This is a genomic window from Streptomyces turgidiscabies Car8 (assembly GCF_000331005.1).
GTDB lineage: Bacteria > Actinomycetota > Actinomycetes > Streptomycetales > Streptomycetaceae > Streptomyces > Streptomyces turgidiscabies.
This window is the reverse complement of the sequence record NZ_AEJB01000275.1, coordinates 1-22,325: the sequence shown is the minus strand read 5'-3', so window position 1 is coordinate 22,325 and position 22,325 is coordinate 1. Positions and strand designations below refer to the sequence as shown.

Genomic DNA, 22,325 nt, shown 5'->3' with positions numbered 1-22,325 from the left:
CTCGTCGTACTGCTCGTGGAGCAGGTTTTACGGCTGCTTACGGGCGACGGATCGCGTCGGCCGCGGCCGTGGCCGCCGGCCCTGCGGCCAGCTCGGTCTCCAGGAGCTGCTTGCCGAGCAGTTCGGGGTCCGGGAGGTCCATCGGGTACTCGCCGTCGAAGCAGGCACGGCACAGGTTCGGCTTGGCGATGGTGGTCGCCTCGATCATGCCGTCCAGGGAGATGTACGAGAGGGAGTCGGCGCCGAGCGAGGTGCCGATCTCGTCGATGGTCATGCCGTTGGCGATGAGTTCCGCGCGGGTCGCGAAGTCGATGCCGAAGAAGCAGGGCCACTTCACCGGGGGCGAGGAGATCCGGATGTGGACCTCCGCCGCGCCGGCTTCCCGGAGCATGCGCACGAGGGCCCGCTGGGTGTTGCCGCGCACGATCGAGTCGTCGACGACGACCAGACGCTTGCCCTTGATGACTTCCTTCAGCGGGTTCAGCTTCAGCCGGATACCGAGCTGCCGGATCGTCTGGGAGGGCTGGATGAACGTACGTCCGACATAGGCGTTCTTGACCAGTCCGGCCCCGAAGGGGATTCCGGAGGCCTCGGCGTAACCGATGGCGGCCGGGGTGCCGGATTCCGGAGTCGCTATCACCAGGTCGGCCTCGACAGGGGCTTCCTTGGCGAGTTTCCGACCCATCTCGACGCGGGACAGGTACACGTTCCGGCCGGCGATGTCGGTGTCCGGGCGGGCGAGGTACACGTACTCGAAGACACAGCCCTTGGGCTTCGCTTCCGCGAATCGTGATGTACGCAGACCGTTCTCGTCGATCGCGACGAACTCGCCCGGCTCGATCTCGCGCACATAGGCGGCGCCGCAGATGTCGAGGGCGGCGGACTCGGAGGCGACGACCCAGCCGCGCTCCAGCCGACCCAGGACCAGGGGGCGGATGCCCTGCGGGTCGCGGGCGGCGTACAGCGTGTGCTCGTCCATGAAGACGAGGGAGAAGGCGCCCTGGACCTGCGGGAGGATCCGGGCGGAGGCCTCCTCGATGGTCAGCGGCTCGCCCTCGTCGTCGGTCTGGGCGGCCAGGAGGGCCGTCAGCAGATCGGTGTCGTTGGTCGCCGCGACGCGCGGAGTGCGGCCGTCGTGCTGCTTGGGCAGGTCGGCGACCATCTCGGCGAGCTGCGCCGTGTTGACGAGGTTGCCGTTGTGGCCGAGGGCGATGGAGCCGTGGCCGGTCGCGCGGAACGTCGGCTGGGCGTTCTCCCAGGTGGAGGCGCCAGTGGTCGAGTAGCGGGCGTGACCGACCGCGATATGACCCTTGAGCGCGCCGAGCGAGGTCTCGTCGAAGACCTGGGAGACGAGGCCCATGTCCTTGAAGACGAGGATCTTCGAGCCGTTGCTCACCGCGATACCCGCGGATTCCTGGCCTCGATGCTGCAGGGCGTAGAGCCCGAAGTAAGTGAGCTTGGCGACCTCTTCGCCGGGGGCCCAGACCCCGAAGACGCCACAAGCGTCCTGGGGGCCTTTCTCGCCGGGGAGCAGATCATGACTGAGTCGACCGTCACCACGTGGCACGCCACCGAGTGTAGGCGAGATCGACCACTGGTCCGAATTAGGGAATGCGACTGTGACGTGCGGGTGCCGGAGGGCCGTGGACTGCGGTAGGAGCTCAATCGGCGACAGCCGCGCTGGCAGTGGTTCCGTTTGCGCTGGTCAGAGAGAGGGAGCGCTGATCGATCTTGTACGCCGTCCTGCCGTCGAAGAGTTTCAGGAAGGTCCTCTCGGCCTTCATGAGTGAGGCGTCGCACATCCTTCGGGTGGTCGCCGGGCTGCCGAAAGTGATAGCGCCGTCGCTGACGGTCGCCTCAGCAGAAACGTTGTTGCAACCAGCCTTGCCGCTGACGGTCCCCTTCTTCTGGTCGAAGACGAGGTAGGCGTCGGCGCCGGAGGGGAGAGGGGTGGCGGAGTCACTGTCGGTGGCGGAGTCGGTGGCACCGAGTGCCGTGATCTTCCACTTGGTGCCGTAGAGGGCGGCGGGCTTCTCCTCGGAGAGGTGGATGGTGGCGCCTGTTTTGGTGGTGAGGGTGAGCTGCTTGGTCTTGGTGTCGGCTTTGGCGTCTGCGTCGGCTTTGGCGGTGAGGGTGCCGCCGGTGAGTGCCTTGGAGAGACTGTTCTCGAAAGTCATCCGATCACCTAGACAGGCCATATCAGTCGAGCGGGCCGTGCCGAGGTCGATGGCGTCACCCTCGATCGTGGCGGTGGCGCCGAAGCTGTTGCAGCCGTAGTTGCCGCTGACCTCGCCGTCCTTGTCGATCTGCAGGAAGGCGCCCGCGGGAGCGGTGCTCTTCTTCCCGTCCACGGTCAGATCGTCGATGCTCCAGTGGACGCCGGTGACCTCGGATGTCCCCGACCCCGTGCCCGTCCCGACGGTCCGACTGCCGCCGCCGTCCTTCTCGTTGCCGCAGGCCGCGGCGAGGGGGAGGACAGCCAGGGTCAGGATGCTGAGGCTCACGCCGGTCAGTCGCTGCGTTTTCATGTCGGTGGGACGGAAGGGGCGGGTGGGCGGTTCCCGTCCGGCCACATTTCGGAGGAGGCTGCGGATTCTTCGTACGGGGGCGGGCGGCAGGCCATGGGCTTTCCCGTACGAGGGTCGGCGTCGGGCCATGGGCATTCCCGCACTAGAGCCGGCGTCAGGCCATGAGGGGCAGGAGCCCTCCGAGGTCGGCGCGTTCGCCGCTCGCGCTGACCTGGGCGTTGTCGAGGGCGTCGGTCCACTGGACCCGGCCGGTGGCCAGGCGGATCCAGGTGAGCGGGTCGGTCTCGACGACGTTGGGCGGGGTGCCACGGGTGTGCCTCGGGCCTTCGACGCACTGCACCACGGCGTACGGCGGGATGCGGACCTCCGTCGAGCCGCCGGGGGCCTTGGAGGCGAGGGCGTCGGCGAGGAGGCGGGTGCAGGTGCCGAGCGCCTGACGGTCGTACGGGATGTCGAGGCCCGGGACGGCCGCGTTCAGGTCGTCGGTGTGGACGACCAGTTCGACGGTACGGGTGACCAGGTAGTCGGCGAGGGTCATGGCGCCGGTGCGGGTGGCTAGCCGACGATCGCCGGGGGCCGCGGCCAGGCGTTGGGTGAGGCGCTCTTCGGTGAGGGCGTAGAGGGCGTTCAGGGCATCGGGGCCGGGGTGAGCGGCGGCCAGTTCACGGGTGCCGTCGGCGATGTCGGCGGCCCGGGCGGCGGTGGCGAACGGCCAGTCGAGCAGGCCGAGTTCGGCTTTCGGCGGCTCGTCCCGGTCGAGATTGCGGCTGACGGTCTCCACGGCCATGGTGACGTGCGCGACCAGGTCGTGGACCGTCCAGTCGCCGAGGCGGGTGGGGAGGGCGAGTCGGTCGGGGGTGAGGGTGGAGACGGCGGTGCGGATGTTGGCGTACTGGGTGAGGATCGCGGTGCGGGTTTTGACGGGGTCGTAGGTGCGGAATTTTGGCTTTCTGGGGGCCGGGGGCATGGCGGGGAGGGTAGTTGGTGGGGGCGGGCTCCGGGAATTCAGGTTCTTGTCGTTCAGAAAGCGGTCGTCATCGACATCCAGGAGCAACAGCGGCTGCGGCTGCGTCAGATCGCCGAGAACGCCGAAGAGGCGTGGCTCACCCGGCTGGCTGACGAAGCGGAGTCCGAGGGCTCGGAAGGCTCGGTCTCACTCGAAGGGATGGCTGCCCTGATCCGCGACCAGGGCTGACCCGTGGGGGTAATGGGCAGCGGGGGTTGCTGATGGTCAGGGCAGTCTCGAGGACACCCGGGCCTACCTTCTTCTTGCTGACTACGTGCGGCGCTCCTACTGACGGACGTGGGACACGAACGCTGTGAAAGCTGAAGGGGGGTGGGTCGGCGGCTACCGCGACATCCGGACGGCGAAGTTCGGCGAGAAGGTGCTCCTCCCCGACCCGATCGGCATCGAGCTCGACACGGAGATCCTCAAGAACTACGTGTGTTGAGCCGTACGCGTGCACGGCTTGAGTCTGGCCAACTGTCCATTCATCGGCGGGAGTTCACGACGTGCCCCAGCGCGACCAGGCCGACGCCCACAGCAAGAAATGACGGCGACCCCGCCTGCCCGCTGACCACCATCAGCAGGGCACCCGCTCCCCAGATCCTGGGCTGCCTCACTCGCCGCGGGAGCCACTCGCCCGGCATTCGGCCGAGGAGCAGGGCGTGCACCCCGACGACGACCCAGGCGATGGCGAGCGCCGACAGCACCAAGGCCAGCGGGAGGAACCCGAAACTCCCGTAACCCATACGCTCCCCCTGGCCAGCAAACGGCAAGGTCCCGCCCGAACCCGGACGGGACCTCAACCTCGTACACCCGAAGGCGACTACGCCAGCAGCGCCGGGATCGTCCCCTCGTGCGCTTCGCGCAACTCCGCCAGTGTCAGGGTGAACTCGCCCTGGAGGTCGATGGAGTCGCCGTCCACGACGCCGATTCGTGTCACCGGCAGGCCCCGGGCGCCGCACATGTCGTTGAAGCGCAGCTCCTCCGAGCGCGGGACGGCGACGACCGCTCGGCCCGCCGACTCCGAGAAGAGGAGGGTGAAGGCGTCGAGCCCGTCGGGTACGACCAGACGCGCGCCCTTCCCGCCCTGCAGCGCCGACTCGACGACCGCCTGGATCAGGCCGCCGTCCGACAGGTCGTGCGCGGAGTCGATCATGCCGTCGCGGGAGGCGGAGATCAGGATCTCGGCCAGGAGGCGTTCACGCTCCAGGTCGACCTTGGGCGGCAGGCCACCCAGGTGGTCGTGCACGACCTGCGACCACGCCGAACCGCTGAACTCCTCGCGCGTGTCCCCGAGGAGGTACAGCAGCTGCCCCTCCTCCTGGAACGCGACCGGCGTCCGTCGTGCCACGTCGTCGATGACGCCCAGGACTGCCACAACTGGTGTGGGGTGAATGGCCACGTCGCCGGTCTGGTTGTAGAGCGAGACGTTGCCGCCCGTCACCGGGGTGCCCAACTGCTGGCAGGCGTCCGCGAGTCCACGTACCGCCTCCGCGAACTGCCACATCACCGCCGGGTCTTCGGGCGAGCCGAAGTTCAGGCAGTCGGAGACGGCCAAGGGCTTCGCGCCCGTCGTCGCCACGTTCCGGTAGGCCTCCGACAGCGCCAACTGCGCGCCCGCGTACGGGTCGAGCTTGGCGAAGCGGCCGTTGCCGTCCGTCGCGATGGCGACACCGAGTCCGGTCGTCTCGTCGATGCGGATCATCCCGGAGTCCTCGGGCTGGGCCAACACCGTGTTGCCCTGCACGAAGTGGTCGTACTGGGAGGTGATCCAGGACTTGGAAGCCTGGTTGGGGGAGGCCACCAGCTGCATCACCTGCGCCTTCAGGTCTTCTGAAGTCACCGGCCTCGCAAGCTTGTTGGCGTCGTCCGCCTGGAGGGCGTCCTGCCAGTCCGGGCGGGCGTACGGGCGCTCGTAGACCGGGCCGTCGTGCGCGACCGTACGAGGGTCGACGTCGACGATCTTGCCGCGGTGCCAGTAGATCTCCAGACGGTCGCCGTCGGTGACCTCACCGATCACCGTGGCGATGACGTCCCACTTGTCGCAGATGGCCAGGAAGCGGTCGACTTTCTCCGGCTCGACCACCGCGCACATGCGTTCCTGCGACTCGCTCATGAGGATTTCCTCGGGAGAGAGCGTCGAGTCGCGGAGGGGGACGTCGTCCAGGGTTACGCGCATGCCGCCCGAGCCGTTGGACGCCAGCTCGGACGTGGCGCAGGAGAGGCCTGCCGCGCCCAGGTCCTGGATGCCGACCACCAGCTTCTCGGCGAAGGCCTCCAGGGTGCACTCGATGAGCAGCTTCTCCTGGAAGGGGTCACCGACCTGGACGGCGGGGCGCTTGGAGGGCTTGGCGTCGTCGAAGGTCTCCGACGCCAGGATCGACGCGCCGCCGATGCCGTCGCCGCCCGTGCGGGCCCCGTACAGGATGACCTTGTTGCCCGTGCCCGACGCCTTCGCCAGGTGGATGTCCTCGTGCCGCATCACACCGATCGCACCGGCGTTGACCAGCGGGTTCCCCTGGTAGCAGGCGTCGAAGACGACCTCGCCGCCGATGTTGGGGAGCCCGAGGCAGTTGCCGTAGCCGCCGATGCCCGCGACGACGCCCGGGAGGACGCGCTTGGTGTCGGGGTGGTCCGCCGCACCGAAACGGAGGGGGTCCACGACCGCCACCGGGCGCGCGCCCATGGCGATGATGTCGCGGACGATGCCGCCGACGCCCGTGGCCGCGCCCTGGTAGGGCTCGACGTAGGACGGGTGGTTGTGCGACTCGACCTTGAAGGTGACCGCGTAGCCCTGGCCGACGTCGACGACGCCCGCGTTCTCGCCGATGCCGACGAGCAGGGCGTCGGACTGCGGGGCCTTCTCGCCGAACTGGCGCAGGTGCACCTTCGACGACTTGTAGCTGCAGTGCTCGGACCACATGACCGAGTACATGGCCAGCTCGGCGCCGGTCGGGCGGCGGCCGAGGATCTCGACGACCCGCTCGTACTCGTCCTTCTTCATGCCGAGTTCGGCCCAGGGCAGCTCGACGTCGGGGGTCTCGGCCGCGTGCTCGACCGTGTCCAGAGGCGTCCGGCTCATACGTTGACCAGCTTCTTGAGGATCGAGGTGAAGAACGGGAGACCGTCCGTACGGCCGCTGCCGATCAGCGGCTCGACCGCGTGCTCCGGGTGCGGCATGAGGCCCACGACGTTCCCGGCGGCGTTCGTGATGCCGGCGATGTCCCGGAGGGAGCCGTTCGGGTTGAAGTCGCGGTACCGGAACACGACCCGGCCCTCCGCCTCCAGCTCGTCGAGCGTGTGCTCGTCGGCGACGTACCGGCCGTCCATGTTCTTCAGGGGGATGTGGATCTCCTGGCCGGCGTCGTAGTCGACGGTCCAGGCGGTGTCCGCGTTCTCCACCCGCAGTTTCTGGTCGCGGCAGATGAAGTGCAGGTGGTTGTTGCCGAGCATCGCGCCCGGGAGGAGGTGCGCCTCGGTGAGGATCTGGAAGCCGTTGCAGATGCCGAGAACCGGCATGCCCGACTTCGCCTGCTCGATGACCGACTCCATCACCGGCGAGAAACGCGAGATGGCACCGGCGCGCAGATAGTCGCCGTACGAGAATCCGCCCGGCAGAACCACCGCGTCGACCTGCTTGAGGTCCTTGTCCTTGTGCCAGAGAGCTACCGGCTCGGCACCCGCGAGGCGGATCGCGCGCTGGGTGTCCCGGTCGTCCAGGGAACCCGGAAAGGTGACGACTCCAATACGAGCAGTCACTTCTCTTCCCCCACCATCTCCTCCACCTTCACGGTGAAGTCCTCGATCACGGTGTTGGCGAGGAAGGATTCCGCAAGATCATGGATGCGGGCGAGCGCGGCGTCGTCCACCGGTCCGTCAACTTCCAGTTCGAATCGCTTTCCCTGACGTACGTCGGAGACGCCCTCGAAACCGAGACGCGGCAGTGCACGCTGCACCGCCTGGCCCTGGGGGTCGAGGATCTCCGGCTTGAGCATGACGTCGACTACGACGCGTGCCACTGGCACTCCCGGTGTTGTGGTGCTGAGCAAGGTCCCTGGCAAGGTTCCTACAGGTGACTTCAGACTACCCGTACAAAATTTCTACGCGGGTAGATTCGTAGGAATCTACGGAAGCGCGGGACCGGCGGCATCACGATCCGGTATCGGAGCGGTGCCATCACGAAAAATTCTGGGAAAGATCCTGGTTCGCATCCAGGATGTCTATTGCGGGGAGACACGCGGACAGATTTAGTCGGGCTTCCCATTGCAATGCCGGGCACTGTACAAAGGAAAAGGCATTAGCCGATACTTTGCCCAATAACTGTCGGACAACCGAGATCTCCCGACACCTCCCGACGTCTTCGCACGTCGCGGCAGAGGTGTCGCACGAAGGGACCGATATTCGTGGCTCAGCGCGTCGTGGTCACACTCTCCGACGACATCGACGGCTCGGAAGCGGCGGAAACGATCGCCTTCGGACTTGACGGCAAGTCGTACGAGATCGACCTGAATCAAACCAATGCCAAGAAACTGCGTAAGGCCCTGGAGCCCTACATGGAGGCCGGCCGCAAGCGGTCGCGCTCCGGCAAGGCGTACAAGCAGACGGAGGTCGCCCCCGACCCGTCGGCGGTCCGCGCCTGGGCCCTCGCCAACAAGTTCGACGTACCGACCCGTGGGCGCATCCCCAAGAAGGTGTACGAGGCCTTCACCGCCGCCCAGTAGTACCCCGGCAGTACGCCGGCCGGACCTCCGCCAGGCCCTGCCCGGGCCCCTGTCGTGCCTCAGGAGCCCCTCGGCACAACCGACTTGCGTTGACCCCCCGCTGATCAGCTAGAGTCTGGAACACGCCGAGGGGCAAGGCCGAAAGGCCGGACCCACGGAGGCTTGCGGGTGTAGTTCAGTAGTAGAACATCCCCCTTCCAGGGGGAAGGCGCAGTGTGCAATTCCTGTCACCCGCTCTGCACCGCCGGTCTGACCACTCTTGTGGATCAGGTAGGCTGGTGCCCGCGCCAGTCGGTGAAAGCCGACTGGAGGCAATGCGGACGTAGCTCAGTTGGTAGAGCGCAACCTTGCCAAGGTTGAGGTCGCCAGTTCGAACCTGGTCGTCCGCTCCAGATCAAGACCCCGGTCCTCGCGACCGGGGTCTTTTTCGTGTTCACCCACATCATCCACATCACGGGCTTCTGACATTTGTCATGTGCGGTGATGACACCGCGCACTGCCTTCCCCTCCTTCCGGCCGAGAAGCTGAAGGCATGGAAACCAACGAACACGGACACGTGATTGAGGTCACTGACCTGCGGCGTGTGTACGGGGGCGGGTTCGAGGCGGTGCGCGGGGTGTCGTTCTCCGTGGGGCGCGGGGAGATCTTCGCCCTGCTCGGCACGAACGGCGCCGGCAAGACGTCGACCGTCGAACTGCTGGAGGGGCTGGCGGCGCCGGCCGGGGGACGCGTACGGGTGCTGGGCCATGATCCGTACACCGAGCGGGCCGCCGTACGGCCGCGTACGGGGGTGATGCTCCAGGAGGGCGGCTTCCCGTCCGAGCTGACCGTCGGCGAGACCGCGCGGATGTGGGCCGGGTGCACGAGCGGGGCGCGGCCCGAGGCGGAGGCCCTCGCGCTCGTCGGGCTGGAGCGGCGGACCGACGTACGCGTGAAGCAGCTGTCCGGCGGTGAACGGCGGCGCCTCGACCTCGCGCTCGCGCTTCTCGGCAACCCCGAGGTGCTGTTCCTCGACGAACCGACGACCGGCCTCGACGCCGAAGGGCGCCGCGCCACCTGGGAGTTGGTACGGGAACTGCGCGCCGGCGGGACGACCGTGCTGCTCACCACGCACTACCTGGAGGAGGCGGAGGACCTCGCCGACCGGCTCGCCATCCTCCACGAGGGGCGCATCGCCGTCGCCGGTACGCCTGCCGAGGTGACCGCCTCGCAGCCGTCCCGGATCTCCTTCGAACTTCCCTCGGGCTACTTCGTGGGTGATCTGCCGCCGCTCGGCTCGCTCGGCGTGAGCGGATACGAGGAGGAGGGGCGCGTCGTACGGCTGCGTACCCATGAACTGCAGCGCGCGGCAACGCGGTTGCTGGTGTGGGCGGAGCAGGCCGGGGTCACTCTGCGGGGGCTGGACGTGCGGTCGGCCTCGCTGGAGGAGGCGTTTCTGCGGATCGCCCGGGAGGCGTCGGCAGGCGTGGAGAGCGGAGAGAGCGCGGAGAGTTCCGCTGTCGCTGAGGAGCGTGTCGCATGAGTGCGGTTGCCGGTATCGGTCGTACGACTCCCGCCGGGCGGATGCGGGCCCTGGCTCGCGCCGAGGGGACGTTGTTCCTGCGTAACAAGGGGACGCTGGTCGCTGCCCTGTTCGTGCCGCTGGTGCTGCCGTTCAGCGTGCGGTCCGCCATGAGCGACACGGACCTGAAGGAGGTCGGGCTCGACGTCGGGACGCTCGTTCTGCCCGCCTCTGTCGGCTTCTCACTGCTCTTCGCCGTGTACGCGGCCCTCGTGGGCGTCTTCGTCGCCCGCCGCGAGGAACTCGTCCTCAAGCGGCTGCGCACCGGTGAGCTGCGCGACGCCGAGATACTCACCGGGTCGGCGCTCCCGGCGGTCGCGACCGGTCTTGTACAGTGCCTGCTGCTCGCCGTCGGCTGTACCGTCGTGCTGGATCTGGACGCCCCGCCTGCGCCCCAACTCGCGGTCATCGGGCTGCTGTTGGGCCTGGTGACGGCTGCGGCGCTGGCCGCTCTCACCGCGAGCTTCAGCCGGACTACCGAGAGCGCACAGGTCACCTCGCTGCCGCTGATGCTCCTTTCGTTCATCGGCTCCGGGATCACCGTCCCGCTGGAGTTCCTGCCCGACCGGCTCGCCTCGTTCTGCGAGCTGCTCCCGCTGACGCCGGCGATCACGCTCGTACGCGGCGCCTGGACCGGCGACCTGTCGGCGCACGACGTCGTGGGCGCCCTGCTGACCGGCCTGGCCTGGACCGTCCTGTCGGTGTTTGCTGTACGCCGGTGGTTCCGCTGGGAACCGCGACGGTAGTGGACAGCGGGGAGCAGGGGGACATGGAGAGGCCGAGGCCGCTGAACTGGTGGGGGCGCAAGAGCACACCGGCGAAGGTCGAGACGTACACGCGCTGGTCGTTCCATCTGTTCCCCTTCGTCGAGATCACGGCGATCGGACTGCCCGTCCTGGGGCAGGTGGAGGCGGGGTTCGCGCCCTGGCTGTTCGTGCTGGTGTGCGTGCACGCCGTGCTCTGCGCGGTCACCGCGTCACGGGCACTGGACTGGATACGCAGGACGCGGGAGCAGCCTCTGCGGCTGTCGGCCACGCTCGGCGTGGTCACCACGGCGATCGGGATCACGGCTCTCGTCCTGGCCACCCACGGGCCGGGCGGCGACGACACGGAGACCGTCGCCGGCAGCCTGTTCGCCGGGGTGGTCTCCTTCGGGATCGGAACCCTCACCCTCGGCCTGCGCAGCAGACTGCGGATGCTGTCGTTGGTGGCCGGGCTGGCCGTGGGCTCGGTCGCCGTGGCCCTTCCGCTGGGACTTCCGGTGCCCGCCGCCCTGGGCACAGGGCTGGCGGTACTGCTCGGCGCCGGGTTCATCTCGCTCACCTTCGCCTTTTCCGTCTGGCTGCTCACCGCCGTCTACGAACTCGACGAGGCCCGCGAGACCCGGACCCGGCTCGCCGTCGCCGAGGAACGGCTGCGGTTCGGGCGCGATCTGCACGACGTGATGGGACGGAACCTGGCGGTGATCGCCCTCAAGAGCGAGCTGGCGGTGCAGCTCGCCCGGCGCGAGCGGCCCGAGGCCGTGGACCAGATGATCGAGGTGCAGCGGATCGCGCGCGAGTCGCAGCGGGAGGTACGGGATGTCGTACGGGGGTACCGCGAGGCCGACCTCAGTGCGGAACTCCTGGGCGCGCAGAGCGTGTTGACTGCGGCGGGGATCTCGTGCGAGGTGAGCGGGGAAGCGGTCGGACTGCCGGGTGAGGTGCAGTCGGCGCTCGGGTGGGTGGTACGGGAGGCGACGACGAACGTGCTGCGGCACGGGGATGCCGGGTGGTGCGGGGTGGAGGTCCGGGTCAGGGACGGGCGCGTGGTGCTGACGGTGGAGAACGACGGGGTCGGGGGCGGCGGAGGTTCAGGTGGGAGCACCGGGTCGGGGACGGGGTCCGGGATCGTCGGGCTGCGAGAGCGGTTGTCCGCTGTCGACGGGCGACTGGAGGCGGGGGTCGTGGGCCCGGGTGAGGAGCGGTTCCGGGTGGTCGCGACGGTGCCGTTGCCAGCGGGTTCGGGTGGAGGTGCGGGTCGGCGATCGGGTGCGGGGGCCGAGGCGACTTCGAGGTCGGAGGGGAGGGCAGGGTTGGAGACCGGGGTGGGGTCGGGGACCAGGACAGGGTCGGGGGCTGGGGCTGGGGCTGGGCCGGGTTCCGGGTCGGGGGCCAGGGCAGGGTCGGTGGCCGGTGCAGGGTCGGGTTCGGGGCCAGGCTCGGGGTCGGGGACGGGGACGGAGCCAGGTTCGGGTTCGGAGTCAGGGGCCGGGGCGGGATCAGGGACCGGGTCGGGGGAAGGGTCGAGCTCGCGGGCAGGGTCGGGGTCGGGAACCAGGGCAGGGTCGGGGACCGGTGCAGGGTCGGGTTCGGGGCCAAGCTCGGGGTCAAGGACGGGGACGGAGCCAGGTTCGGGTTCGGAGTCAGGGGCCGGGGCGGGAACCGCTGACGAGACGGGATCAGGGACCGGGTCGGGGCCAGGCTCGGGGTCGAGGACGGAGCCAAACTCGGGTTCGGGTTCGGGTTCGGGTGCGGAGTCAGGGGCCGGGGCGGGAACCGACGGCGAGGCGGGATCAGGGATCGGCACCGGGGCGGCACCCGACGGCGATGCAGGCTCGGGGGCCGGGGTCGGGGCTGGGCTTGTTGTGGGGGAGGTGGGCACATGAGCGGGGTGCGGCTGCTGCTTGCCGATGACGAGCACCTCATTCGGGGTGCGCTGGCCGCGCTGCTCGGGCTGGAGGACGATCTCGTGGTCGTAGCCGAGGCCGCCACCGGGCCCGAGGCGCTGGCCATGGCCCGGGCGCACCGGCCCGACGTCGCGGTCCTCGATCTTGAGATGCCGGGCGCGGACGGTGTGAAGGTCGCCACATCGCTGCGCACCGAACTGCCGGAGTGCCGCGTGCTGATCGTGACCAGTCACGGCCGCCCCGGGCATCTCAAGCGGGCGCTTGCCGCCGGTGTGCGCGGGTTCGTCCCCAAGACGGTCAGCGCCCAGCGGCTCGCCGAGATCATCCGGACCGTGCACGCCGGAAACCGTTACGTCGACCCCGAGTTGGCCGCCGACGCGATCTCCGCCGGGGACTCGCCGCTGACCGCGCGCGAGGCCGAGGTCCTCGAACTCGCCGCCGACGGCGCACCGGTCGCGGAGATCGCGGAACGGGCCGCACTGTCGCAGGGCACCGTACGGAACTATCTGTCGTCGGCCGTGTCGAAACTCGGGGCGGAGAACCGGCATGCGGCAGTGCGGCTCGCACGGCTTCGGGGTTGGGTATAGTTGGCGTCGCGCCACGGCACGGAGCACTCGTGCGGGACGCGATGCGGACGTAGCTCAGTTGGTAGAGCGCAACCTTGCCAAGGTTGAGGTCGCCAGTTCGAACCTGGTCGTCCGCTCGGAAGAAGAAGGCCCCGGTCCGGTGGACCGGGGTCTTCTTCGTGCGCCTACGCGCCTACGCGCCTACGTCCAGCTCAGGCCCGTCAGTCGCTCGTACGCCTCGATGTACTTCGCTCGGGTCGCGTCGGTGACGTGCTGCGGAAGCGGCGGCGGGGGCTGCTCGCTGGCACGGACCCAGCCGGACTCCGAGGACGTGAGCCAGTCCCGTACGAACTGCTTGTCGAACGAGGGCTGCGCGTGGCCCGGCTCCCACTGGTCGGCCGGCCAGAAGCGGGACGAGTCCGGGGTGAGGACCTCGTCGGCGAGGATCAGTGTCTCGCCGGCTGCCGTGCTCTCGTATCCGAACTCGAACTTCGTGTCCGCGAGGATGATGCCCCGGTCGCGGGCGATGTCCCGGGCGCGGGAGTACACGGCGAGGGTCGCCTGGCGGAGCTCGGCGGCGGTCTCCGCGCCGACCTGTCGGGCGACCTCCTCGTACGACACGTTCTCGTCGTGCTCGCCGACCGCCGCCTTCGTGGCCGGGGTGAAGATCGGGGCGGGCAGCTCGGAGCCGTCGGTGAGCCCCTCGGGGAGGGCCAGGCCGCAGACCGTACGGGAGTCGTTGTACTCGGTGAGGCCGGAGCCGGTGAGGTAGCCGCGGGCCACGCACTCCACCGGCATCATGCGCAGGGACTTGCAGATCAGGGTGCGGCCCGCCCAGTCGGCGGGGGCGCCCGGCGGGAGTTCGGTGCTCAGGACGTGGTTGGGGGCCAGGTCGGCGAGCTGGTCGAACCACCAGAGCGAGAGCTGGGTGAGGACGCGGCCCTTGTCGGGGATCTCCGTCTGCAGCACCCAGTCGAAGGCGGAGATGCGGTCGCTGGCGACCATCACGAGGTCGCCCGCCTCGTTCTGGTACAGGTCGCGCACCTTGCCGGTGTGCAGATGCACCAGACCCGGAACCTGGAGGGGCTCGGGCTTTTCTACGAATCCGGACACGGTTCCTCCCCGTGGTGATGACCAAGTGGCTCGATTCTCCCGTATGCGGAGCACACCATTTCGCCGGGGGCAGGTAGACGAGGGCTCAGTCCCGTTTGCAGATGCGGTCCAGGAGGTTCGCGGTGGCCCGCTGGACCCTGGCGTCCACGTGCCCGGGGCGGTCCAGGGACGGGGACCACGCGAACGTTCCGGACGCGAAGACCAGGGCGCCCGAGGGGGCCCGGTAGAGCGAGGTCTCCTGGTGGCGGAGGGTGCCTTCGCTGTCGGCGTACGGGGAGTGGGCGAGGAGGATGCGGTCGTCGTGCTCGGGGAGCTGGGTGCGCGGGAAGTAGCGGTCGGCCTCGCCGGCCACCATGCCGTCGATCTCGTCGCCGTCGTGGGCGCCGGTCGCCTCCCAGATCCAGTGGTCGGCGTTGCGGACGACCATGGGGGTGGGCTCGGGGACCCGGCCCGCGTACTGGATGCCGATCAACTGCTGCTCGGGGCGGTCGACTTCACGCCACAGGGCCGGTTTTCCGGGGCCGCGGCGCTTGCGGCAGCTGAGGAGCCGGTCCGGGACGCCGGACGGGGACGGGCCCAGCTCCACCTGCCAGTACATGGTGTTGGCGGAGAGGAAGACGAGGGACGTGCCGCTCTCGCGGGCGAGTTCCGTGGTGCGGCGCATCGGCGTGGACCAGTACTCGTCGTGGCCCGGGAAGACCAGGCCCCGGTAGCGGGTGGGGTCGACGCGGCCGGCGTGCAGATCGCGGGCGTCGGCGTACGCGACGTCGTAGCCGTAGCGCTCGGCGAAGCGGATGAAGTCGTAGGCGTGGCCCACGTGGAGGGGCAGGCCGGCGCCTGCGTACGGCCGGTCGAAGGAGACGGTCGTCGCGGCGTCGGACTCGCCGAGGAGCCGGCCGCGCTCGTCCCAGGCGTGGTAGAGGCTCGCGCCGGTGCGGCCGTCCTCCGGGTAGAGGTTGTACGCCTGCCAGGTGATGTCCGGCAGGAGGAGCAGCAGGTCCGCCGGGTGGTTGTCGCGGACCGTGAACGGGATGTGCGAGCGGTAGCCGTCGGCGGTGGTCAGGACGGCGACGTACGCCCCGATGTTCCAGTACGACGGGATCTGCAGGCGCCAGGAGAGCCACCAGTGGTGGCAGGAGACGGTGCGGTCTGCGGTGAGGGGCGGCGGCTGCACGATGCCGGAGAGCCGGGGGCTGGTGGTGATCTTCGCGGCGCCGTCGCCGCCGTAGTGGCCGATGCGGTAGATGTCCACGGCGAACTCCTGCGGCGGGTCGACCGTGATGTGGAAGTCGATGGCCTCGCCGGGGGAGACAGGACCGGTGGAGGCGAACCCCTTGATCTGACGGCGTACGTCGTCGGCGGCGCGGGGGCCACCGGTGGTGGGGGGCGTGCTGCGGGAGCTACGGGGGGAGCGGGGGCCAGGGATTCTGGTGTCGCCCGGCCGTGCGGTGGGGATGGCGGTCGGCGTCGGGTCTAAGGGGTCGACGTACCAGGGGACCACGTGGCCGGTGTCGTCGAAATAGGTCTCGCTGCCTCGGAGCCAGGGGACCGGACCCAGCCCGAAGGGGTCCGTGACGGCGTGCGCGAGGGCTCCTGACTCCCAGCGGCGGATCGGCTGCGACCCCATGACTGCTCCCCTCCCTGGTTCCCCCGTCAGCTGTTTATGTCCCGTGCGATTGCCATGAGCGTGTTCGGTCCCCAGCACATCACATTACGCACGCACTCCGTCACCGTTCGTCGCGAATTGACTGGAAACGGAAGGGAGGGGTCCGACCGGTTTCTCACTCCGTCGACGGACGGCCTCGGGGACCGGCGTACGGGAATCCCTCACGTCACACCAGGCGTACGGGCTTCTCCGGGCGTACTCCGGTCGTGCGGAGCCATGCCTCCAGGGGGGCCGGGTCGCCCGTCTCTATGAGGGTCAGGACCTTGGGGCCCAGGTCGGCCGCCCGTTCGCCGTGCAGGAGGAGCGAGGGGCCGTCGAGCCAGTCGAGGCCGGGGGTCGCACCCGCCGTGTCCATCGCCGCGCAGCAGACCATCGCGGTGACGTGATCGGCGAGCAGTTCGCGGCCCGTGCGCGGGGGCTGCAGCGGGAACAGCGGCAGCGAACCCTCGTCCCAGAGGGCCGTGTCCGGGCCCTGGCCGGTCAGCCCCGCGGAGGCCTGCGGTCCGCCTACCGGCGCCGCCGCCTCCTCCCGGGCGACCTCGGCGCTGAGCTGGGCGGCGAGAGCCTCGCCGCGCTCACTTCCCACCGGCTCGTCGTCCGCGTCGCGGTAGTCGTTCTCGTCCCGGTCGCTGTACTCGTTCTCGTCCCGGTCGTCGTCGCGCTCGTCCCTGTAGTCGTTCTCGTACCCTTCCGCCGCCGTAGCGGGCAGCGATTCCGCCGTCTCCGTTGCCGGGGGCTGGGGTGTCGTCAGGTGGTTCATCACGCGGGACAGGGTCGGGGCGTCGGGGTCCTGGGGAACGTGGGCCGGGGTGCGGTGGACACCTCGGGCGTCCAGGGCGTCCAGGACCCGGTGGAGGCGTGCCGCGTCGGCACGCCACTTACGGTCGACCACCTCGTCCGGGTACTCGTGCCAGGCCACCGGCGCCCAGTCCGGGCCGGTCTCGGCCGGGCCCCCGTGGAAGAGGCGGGCGGCGAGCAGGGAGGCCGCCTCGTCGACCAGGCCGGGCTCTTCGAGGAGGTCGCAGGCCGGTCGTTCGCCCAGCCGGGACGTGAAGCCCTCGGCCAGCCGGTCGCGACGGGACAGCTCCGTGAGCGCCGCGACGACGCCGGCGTCCAGCCGGGCCGGCCAGCGGCCCATCCGCCAGGCGGGCAGCGCGACCCGGGTCAGCAGCCGGTCCCAGCCCGCGTACGCCAGGCCGACCTGCTCCTGGGCGACGATCCGCAGTCCGTAGTCCACAGCCTGTGCGCGCTCGGCGGCGGCCGCCGCGACCCCGCGCTCCATCTCGGACGCGTGCACCCGGCAGCTGCGCAGCAGCAGCCTCACCACCCAGCCGACGCCCGCGAGCGCCGCGCGGGACACCGGGTCACGCCGGGGCGCCGCAGCCACGGCCACCGCCGCGTCCAGGCCCCGGACGAAACGCCGGGCCGCCGCGATGTCCGGGTGCGCCGACGGTCCCGTACCCGCGACGACCGGGGCGAGGACCGCGCGCAGCTCGCCGACGCGCATCCACCACAGGAACGGCGAACCGATGACGAGGACGGGCGATGCCGTCGTACGCCGCCGCTGCCCCTGGAAGGGAGAGCGCAGGCCTCGTACGCCCGATATCTCGTCCCGGGCCTCCGGCTGGGGCGGGGCGTGGGTGCGGTGGGTGCGGTCCTCCAGCCAGCTGTCGCAGTCCGGGGTGAGCGCTATCGCGGAGGGGGCGGGGACGCCGAGGCGGTCGGCGAGGTCGCGCACCAGGTGGTAGAGGTCCAGGGCCGATTCCTCGGCGATCGGGACCGTGGGGCTCATGGCCGGGCGGGCGCGGGCGACGACCAGGGCGATTCCGGCCGCCGCGAGGAGTACGACGAGTGCGGCGACGCTCGTGATCCAGCGGGCGAGGTCCCAGCCGCCGCCCACGAGGTGGTCGGTGGAGCCGCCGGCCAGCAGCACGACGGCGACGGCCGCGGGCAGCAGGGCGACGGCCAGGGCCCTGCTGCGGATGCGCAGCACGGCGAGGGCCCGGGAACGCGCGACCTGCGCGCCCGCCTCCACACCCATACCGGTCACGACCGGATGTCACCCCCTACCTTTTCCGCACACCCTGACGTAGCTCGCCCTGACGTTGGTCACTCCCCCACTGTGGCACCCGCCACTGACATCGCAATGCCGGTGGGCCAAGTGCCGGAACGCTTGCGCCGCACCATAGTTGGGGGCCCGGTCCTCGTCAGCCGGATGGGGGATCGGTCACTCGATGGAATGGCTTTGGGGAGAGGTGGATGACACACGGCGACGACGAAGTAGCAGTTGGGAGAGGTTCCCGAGGCCTGCGGAGGCTCCGCGAACACAGTTGGGCCCCGCGTCCTTAGACGGCTGCGGGGCCCAGGAGGTTCATCGGTGGTTCATCAGCGGTTCATGGACGGAAGACGTTCTACTCCCCTGCCGCCGCCTTCGCGGCGATGTCCGTGCGGTGCTGGGAGCCGTCCAGACGGATGCGGCCGAGGGCGGTGTACGCGCGGTCGCGGGCCTGGCTCAGGTTCCTGCCGGTCGCCGTCACGGAGAGGACCCGGCCGCCCGCGCTCACCACGGCGTCGCCGTCGTGCTTCGTCCCGGCGTGCAGGACGTACGCGTGCGGGGCGTCCTCGGCGGCCACGTCGGCGAGGCCGGTGATCGGGTCGCCGGTGCGCGGGGTGCCGGGGTAGTTGTGGGAGGCGATGACAACGGTGACCGCCGCGTCGTCGCTCCAGCGCAGCGGCTCCAGGTCGGCGAGGGTGCCGTTGGCCGCCGCGAGCAGGATCCCGGCCAGCGGGGTCTTCAGGCGGGCCAGGACCACCTGGGTCTCCGGGTCGCCGAAACGGGCGTTGAACTCGATCACGCGGACGCCGCGCGAGGTGATCGCGAGGCCCGCGTAGAGGAGGCCGGAGAAGGGGGTGCCGCGGCGGCGCAGTTCGTCGACCGTCGGCTGCAGGACCGTCTGAAGGACTTCCTCGACCAGCTTGGGGTCCGCCCAGGGGAGCGGCGAGTAGGCGCCCATGCCGCCGGTGTTCGGGCCCTCGTCGTCGTCCAGCGCGCGCTTGAAGTCCTGGGCGGGCTGGAGCGGGACGACCGTCACACCGTCGGTGATCGCGAAGAGGGAGACCTCGGGGCCGTCGAGGAACTCCTCGATGACAACGCGGTCGCAGGAGTTCGCGTGCGCGGCGGCCTCCGCGAGGTCGGCGGTGACCACCACGCCCTTGCCGGCCGCGAGTCCGTCGTCCTTCACGACGTACGGGGCACCGAAGGCGTCGAGGGCCTCGTCGACCTCCTCCGGCCTCGTGCAGACGTACGAGCGGGCCGTGGGGACGCCGGCTCCCGCCATCACGTCCTTCGCGAAGGCCTTGGAGCCCTCCAGCTGCGCGGCCTCCCCGGAGGGGCCGAAGACCGGGACACCCGCCTCGCGCACGGCGTCGGCGACCCCGGCGACGAGCGGCGCCTCCGGCCCTACGACGACCAGGTCGGCGCCCAGCTCAAGGGCCAGCGCCGCTACGGCCTTGCCGTCGAGGGGGTCGACCTGATGCAGCTCGGCGACCTCGGCGATGCCGGCGTTGCCGGGGGCGCAGTACAGCGCGGTGACGTCGGGGTCGAGGGACAGGGAGCGGCACAGGGCGTGTTCGCGGGCGCCATTACCGATGAGGAGGACCTTCACGGGGGCCAGCTTAGTGGTCGGGGTGGAGTGCTCGCCGGGGCTGGTGCGGGGGCGTCCCTGGAGGCCACGCCCCCAGACCCCCTCGTAAGCCCCTTACTCGTTCGAGAACTCCTCCATCACTGTCGCCCCCAGCTCACGCACGATCAGTTCGTGGCCGGAGAGGGCGGACTCGTCGAGGTCGGGGTCGTCGTCCTCGGGGGTGTCGTCCTCGGGGGCGATGGGCGGGGGTTCCGGGGCCGAGGGCTGCCGGACCGGGGCGGAGGAGGCCTGGGGGCGGGGGGCACCGGATGCCTGTGGGGCGGTGGCCTGTGCGGGGGGCGGGGGCGCCGACTGCTGGTGGGGGGCAGGAGTCGTAGCCGCGCCGCCGTATCCACTACCGCTACCGCCGGCTCCGCCGCCGCCTCCGTAACCACCGGAAGGACCGCCGGAGGAACCGCCGCCGCCGTACCCTCCGGTCGCCGGGGGCGCGGCCGGGCCGCCGCCCGTCGGGTCGACGATCGACTCGATCCTCCACTGGACGTTGAACTGTTCCGCCAGCGCCTGCTTCAGCACGTCCTCGCTGCCGCTGCTGGAGAAGTTGTCCCGCGCGCCCGCGTTCATGAAGCCCAGCTGGAGGGTGGTGCCGTCGAAGCCGGTGACCTGGGCGTTCTGGCTCAGCAGGATCCAGGTGAACCGGCGGCGGTTCTTCACCGACTCCAGGATGTTCGGCCAGAGCATGCGGGGGTCGAGGCCGCCGGGCACGGGGGCACCCGACTGCGCTGCGGGGGCCTGTGCCGGGGCCTGTGCCTGTGCCTGGGGCGGGGAGTAGGCCGCTGCTGGAGCAGGTGCGGCGGGCGCAGGGCCGGGGTTGGCCGCCGGGGGCTGTCCGCCGCCCGCGGGCGTCGCCGTGGGCCAGCCGCCAGGACGCCGTCCACTGCCCGCGGTCGTCGCGGTGGGCCAGGCGCCGGGGGCGGCGGGGGCGGGGGCTGCTGAAGCCGGGGGTGGCGTCGGCGCGGAGGGCTGGGCCGCGGGGGTTGCCTGTGCGGCCTGCGCGGCCTGCGCCTGAGGCTGCGGGTGCGAGGCAGGTACGCCGGCTGTGTCCGCCGTACCGGGCAGGTCAGGCATGCCCGGCGCGTCGCCGCGCACTGCGGCCCGGGCCGCCGCTACTCCACCGCCCGCCGGAACCGGCGCGCCCACGGGACCGCCGGGTGCCGCGCTCTCGTACCCGACGGGGCCGCCATGAGTACCCGCTCCCGGCACGTACCCCATGGGGATACCGGCGCCGCCCATGCCCATCGCGGGGCCGCCGGAGAAGTTGACTCCGCGTTCCAGTTTGTCGAGCCGGGCCATGACCGAGCGCTCGTCGCCGTACGCGGCGGGAAGCAGCACGCGCGCGCAGATCAGTTCCAGCTGGAGCCGGGGCGAGGTCGCGCCGCGCATCTCCGTGAGTCCGTCGTTCACGAGGTCGGCGGCGCGGCTGAGTTCGGCGGCACCGAAGACGCCTGCCTGGGCCTGCATACGTTCGACCACGTCCACAGGGGCGTCGATGAGCCCCTTCTCCGCCGCGTCCGGAACGGCGGCGAGGATCACCAGGTCGCGCAGCCGTTCGAGCAGGTCGGCGACGAAACGGCGCGGGTCGTTGCCGCCCTCGATGATCCGGTCCACGACCTCGAAGGCCGCCGCTCCGTCCCCGGAGGCGAACGCCTCGACCACGGAGTCGAGCAGCGAGGCGTCCGTGTACCCGAGGAGGGAGGTGGCCATGGCGTACGTCACACCGTCGGCACCGGCGCCGGCCAGCAGCTGGTCCATGACGGACATCGAGTCTCGTACGGAACCCGCGCCGGACCGCACGACCAGCGGGAGCACACCGTCGGCGACCGGGATGTTCTCGTGTCCGCAGACCTCGGCGAGGTACTCGCGGAGCGTGCCCGGCGGGACCAGCCGGAAGGGGTAGTGGTGGGTCCGGGAGCGGATCGTCCCGATGACCTTCTCGGGTTCCGTGGTCGCGAAGATGAACTTGAGGTGCTCCGGCGGTTCTTCGACGACCTTGAGCAGGGCGTTGAAGCCGGCCGGCGTGACCATGTGGGCCTCGTCGATGATGTAGATCTTGTAGCGACTGCTCGCCGGCCCGAAGAAGGCCTTCTCGCGCAGGTCACGCGCGTCGTCCACACCACCGTGCGACGCCGCGTCGATCTCGATGACGTCGATCGACCCCGGCCCGTTGCGCGCCAGGTCCTGGCAGGACTGGCACTCGCCGCAGGGAGTCGGCGTCGGCCCCTTCTCGCAGTTCAGGCAGCGCGCCAGGATCCGCGCACTGGTCGTCTTGCCACAGCCGCGCGGCCCGCTGAACAGGTACGCGTGATTGACCCGGTTGTTCCGCAGCGCCTGCTGCAGCGGGTCGGTTACATGCTCCTGCCCGATGACCTCGGCGAACGACTCCGGGCGATAGCGGCGGTACAACGCAAGGGACGACACGCATACGACGATATCGGGCCCCACTGACAGTCGACCCCGCTCGGCCCCGGCCGCCCGCCTCACCCCGTATGCCACCGTCGCAACCCGGGCATACAGAAGACCCCCCACGCACCCGCCAGAGCCAACCTACCCTTGCTGCCTTCCGGCCCTGGGGGAGTTCAGTCAGATAGCGCCGCGTGAGGGGCTGAGACCCAGCGTACCTGATCGCAGGGGGTCCGAACGAGTTCGCAAGCACCACCCACGGTCATGTAATGTTCGCGTCGGAGGATTCGCCTAGTGGCCTAGGGCGCACGCTTGGAAAGCGTGTTGGGGGCAACCCCTCACGAGTTCGAATCTCGTATCCTCCGCCAGTGCCTCACCGGGCACGATGTCGAAGG

At 70.3% G+C, this 22,325-nt stretch carries 16 protein-coding genes, 4 tRNA genes, 1 other RNA gene and 3 pseudogenes; 11 read left to right on the top strand and 13 right to left on the bottom strand.

Annotation, left to right across the window (positions count from 1 at the left end):
* Positions 1-37: 37 nt before the first annotated feature.
* The 3 genes from purF to STRTUCAR8_RS18120 all read right to left on the bottom strand — a co-directional run bounded on the left by purF (position 38) and on the right by STRTUCAR8_RS18120 (position 3,495).
* Entirely contained in the window at positions 38-1,567 is a 1,530-nt protein-coding gene (purF, locus tag STRTUCAR8_RS18130; RefSeq protein WP_006377256.1) for an amidophosphoribosyltransferase, read from the bottom strand.
* A 94-nt stretch (positions 1,568-1,661) separates the two neighbouring features.
* Positions 1,662-2,504 (bottom strand): META domain-containing protein, encoded by an 843-nt coding sequence (locus STRTUCAR8_RS18125; RefSeq protein ID WP_006377255.1) that lies wholly within the window; start codon positions 2,502-2,504, stop codon positions 1,662-1,664.
* Positions 2,505-2,682: 178 nt separating this feature from the next.
* Positions 2,683-3,495: a maleylpyruvate isomerase family mycothiol-dependent enzyme gene (locus tag STRTUCAR8_RS18120; RefSeq protein WP_044472410.1), complete on the bottom strand. Its 813-nt coding sequence runs from the start codon at positions 3,493-3,495 to the stop codon at positions 2,683-2,685.
* Between the two features lie 54 nt (positions 3,496-3,549).
* Between STRTUCAR8_RS18120 and STRTUCAR8_RS54255 the strand changes: the two are divergent.
* Positions 3,550-3,723, top strand: a pseudogene (locus tag STRTUCAR8_RS54255) (prevent-host-death family protein); the annotation flags it as partial.
* Positions 3,724-3,868: 145 nt separating this feature from the next.
* A pseudogene (locus tag STRTUCAR8_RS53395) lies at positions 3,869-3,979 on the top strand (Uma2 family endonuclease); the annotation flags it as partial.
* A gap of 40 nt (positions 3,980-4,019) precedes the next feature.
* On the opposite strand, the gene STRTUCAR8_RS18115 reads toward STRTUCAR8_RS53395, so the two are convergent.
* The 4 genes from STRTUCAR8_RS18115 to purS form a co-directional block, all read right to left on the bottom strand.
* Positions 4,020-4,280, bottom strand: coding sequence for a hypothetical protein (locus STRTUCAR8_RS18115; RefSeq protein ID WP_006377259.1), 261 nt, complete (start codon positions 4,278-4,280; stop codon positions 4,020-4,022).
* Between the two features lie 77 nt (positions 4,281-4,357).
* Positions 4,358-6,616 (bottom strand): phosphoribosylformylglycinamidine synthase subunit PurL, encoded by a 2,259-nt coding sequence (purL, locus tag STRTUCAR8_RS18110; RefSeq protein ID WP_006377275.1) that lies wholly within the window; start codon positions 6,614-6,616, stop codon positions 4,358-4,360.
* Positions 6,613-7,293 carry a phosphoribosylformylglycinamidine synthase subunit PurQ gene (purQ, locus tag STRTUCAR8_RS18105; RefSeq protein WP_006377253.1) on the bottom strand — a complete coding sequence of 227 codons (681 nt, stop codon included), beginning with the start codon at positions 7,291-7,293 and terminating at the stop codon, positions 6,613-6,615. The genes purL and purQ overlap by 4 nt, the downstream gene beginning before the upstream one ends.
* Complete coding sequence (purS, locus tag STRTUCAR8_RS18100) at positions 7,290-7,553, bottom strand: phosphoribosylformylglycinamidine synthase subunit PurS (RefSeq protein WP_006377276.1); 264 nt, start codon at positions 7,551-7,553, stop codon at positions 7,290-7,292. Before purS ends, purQ begins: the two co-directional genes overlap by 4 nt.
* 384 nt (positions 7,554-7,937) lie before the next feature.
* On the opposite strand from purS, the gene STRTUCAR8_RS18095 reads away from it, so the two are divergent.
* The 8 genes and pseudogenes from STRTUCAR8_RS18095 (at position 7,938) to STRTUCAR8_RS18060 (ending at position 13,187) form a co-directional block, all read left to right on the top strand.
* Positions 7,938-8,255, top strand: a complete 318-nt coding sequence (locus tag STRTUCAR8_RS18095; protein ID WP_006377278.1) for a histone-like nucleoid-structuring protein Lsr2 — start codon at positions 7,938-7,940, stop codon at positions 8,253-8,255.
* Between the two features lie 164 nt (positions 8,256-8,419).
* A tRNA-Gly gene (locus STRTUCAR8_RS18090) sits at positions 8,420-8,491 on the top strand.
* Positions 8,492-8,571: 80 nt separating this feature from the next.
* Positions 8,572-8,647 (top strand) — tRNA-Gly (locus tag STRTUCAR8_RS18085).
* Positions 8,648-8,787: 140 nt separating this feature from the next.
* Complete coding sequence (locus STRTUCAR8_RS18080; RefSeq protein WP_006377262.1) at positions 8,788-9,777, top strand: ABC transporter ATP-binding protein; 990 nt, start codon at positions 8,788-8,790, stop codon at positions 9,775-9,777.
* Positions 9,774-10,562: an ABC transporter permease gene (locus STRTUCAR8_RS18075; RefSeq protein WP_006377277.1), complete on the top strand. Its 789-nt coding sequence runs from the start codon at positions 9,774-9,776 to the stop codon at positions 10,560-10,562. The genes STRTUCAR8_RS18080 and STRTUCAR8_RS18075 overlap by 4 nt, the downstream gene beginning before the upstream one ends.
* 23 nt (positions 10,563-10,585) lie before the next feature.
* Positions 10,586-11,824, top strand: a pseudogene (locus tag STRTUCAR8_RS48955) (sensor histidine kinase); the annotation flags it as partial.
* A gap of 635 nt (positions 11,825-12,459) precedes the next feature.
* A complete protein-coding gene (locus STRTUCAR8_RS18065) occupies positions 12,460-13,071 on the top strand; it encodes a response regulator transcription factor (RefSeq protein ID WP_044472409.1) in 612 nt (203 codons plus the stop codon).
* A gap of 43 nt (positions 13,072-13,114) precedes the next feature.
* Positions 13,115-13,187 (top strand) — tRNA-Gly (locus STRTUCAR8_RS18060).
* Between the two features lie 64 nt (positions 13,188-13,251).
* Here STRTUCAR8_RS18060 and STRTUCAR8_RS18055 read toward each other — a convergent pair.
* The 6 genes from STRTUCAR8_RS18055 to ffs all read right to left on the bottom strand — a co-directional run bounded on the left by STRTUCAR8_RS18055 (position 13,252) and on the right by ffs (position 22,137).
* On the bottom strand, positions 13,252-14,163 hold the full coding sequence (locus STRTUCAR8_RS18055) for a phosphoribosylaminoimidazolesuccinocarboxamide synthase (RefSeq protein ID WP_006377265.1): 912 nt from the start codon (positions 14,161-14,163) through the stop codon (positions 13,252-13,254).
* Between the two features lie 85 nt (positions 14,164-14,248).
* Positions 14,249-15,790, bottom strand: a complete 1,542-nt coding sequence (locus STRTUCAR8_RS18050; protein ID WP_006377263.1) for a N,N-dimethylformamidase beta subunit family domain-containing protein — start codon at positions 15,788-15,790, stop codon at positions 14,249-14,251.
* A gap of 205 nt (positions 15,791-15,995) precedes the next feature.
* Positions 15,996-17,870 carry a M48 family metalloprotease gene (locus tag STRTUCAR8_RS18045; RefSeq protein ID WP_044472408.1) on the bottom strand — a complete coding sequence of 625 codons (1,875 nt, stop codon included), beginning with the start codon at positions 17,868-17,870 and terminating at the stop codon, positions 15,996-15,998.
* A gap of 370 nt (positions 17,871-18,240) precedes the next feature.
* On the bottom strand, positions 18,241-19,494 hold the full coding sequence (gene purD, locus STRTUCAR8_RS18040; RefSeq protein WP_006377258.1) for a phosphoribosylamine--glycine ligase: 1,254 nt from the start codon (positions 19,492-19,494) through the stop codon (positions 18,241-18,243).
* Between the two features lie 93 nt (positions 19,495-19,587).
* A complete protein-coding gene (locus tag STRTUCAR8_RS18035) occupies positions 19,588-21,948 on the bottom strand; it encodes a DNA polymerase III subunit gamma and tau (protein ID WP_006377270.1) in 2,361 nt (786 codons plus the stop codon).
* A gap of 92 nt (positions 21,949-22,040) precedes the next feature.
* Positions 22,041-22,137, bottom strand: an RNA gene (gene ffs, locus STRTUCAR8_RS48950) — signal recognition particle sRNA small type.
* A gap of 73 nt (positions 22,138-22,210) precedes the next feature.
* Between ffs and STRTUCAR8_RS18030 the strand changes: the two genes are divergently transcribed.
* A tRNA-Ser gene (locus STRTUCAR8_RS18030) sits at positions 22,211-22,298 on the top strand.
* Positions 22,299-22,325 lie beyond the last annotated feature (27 nt).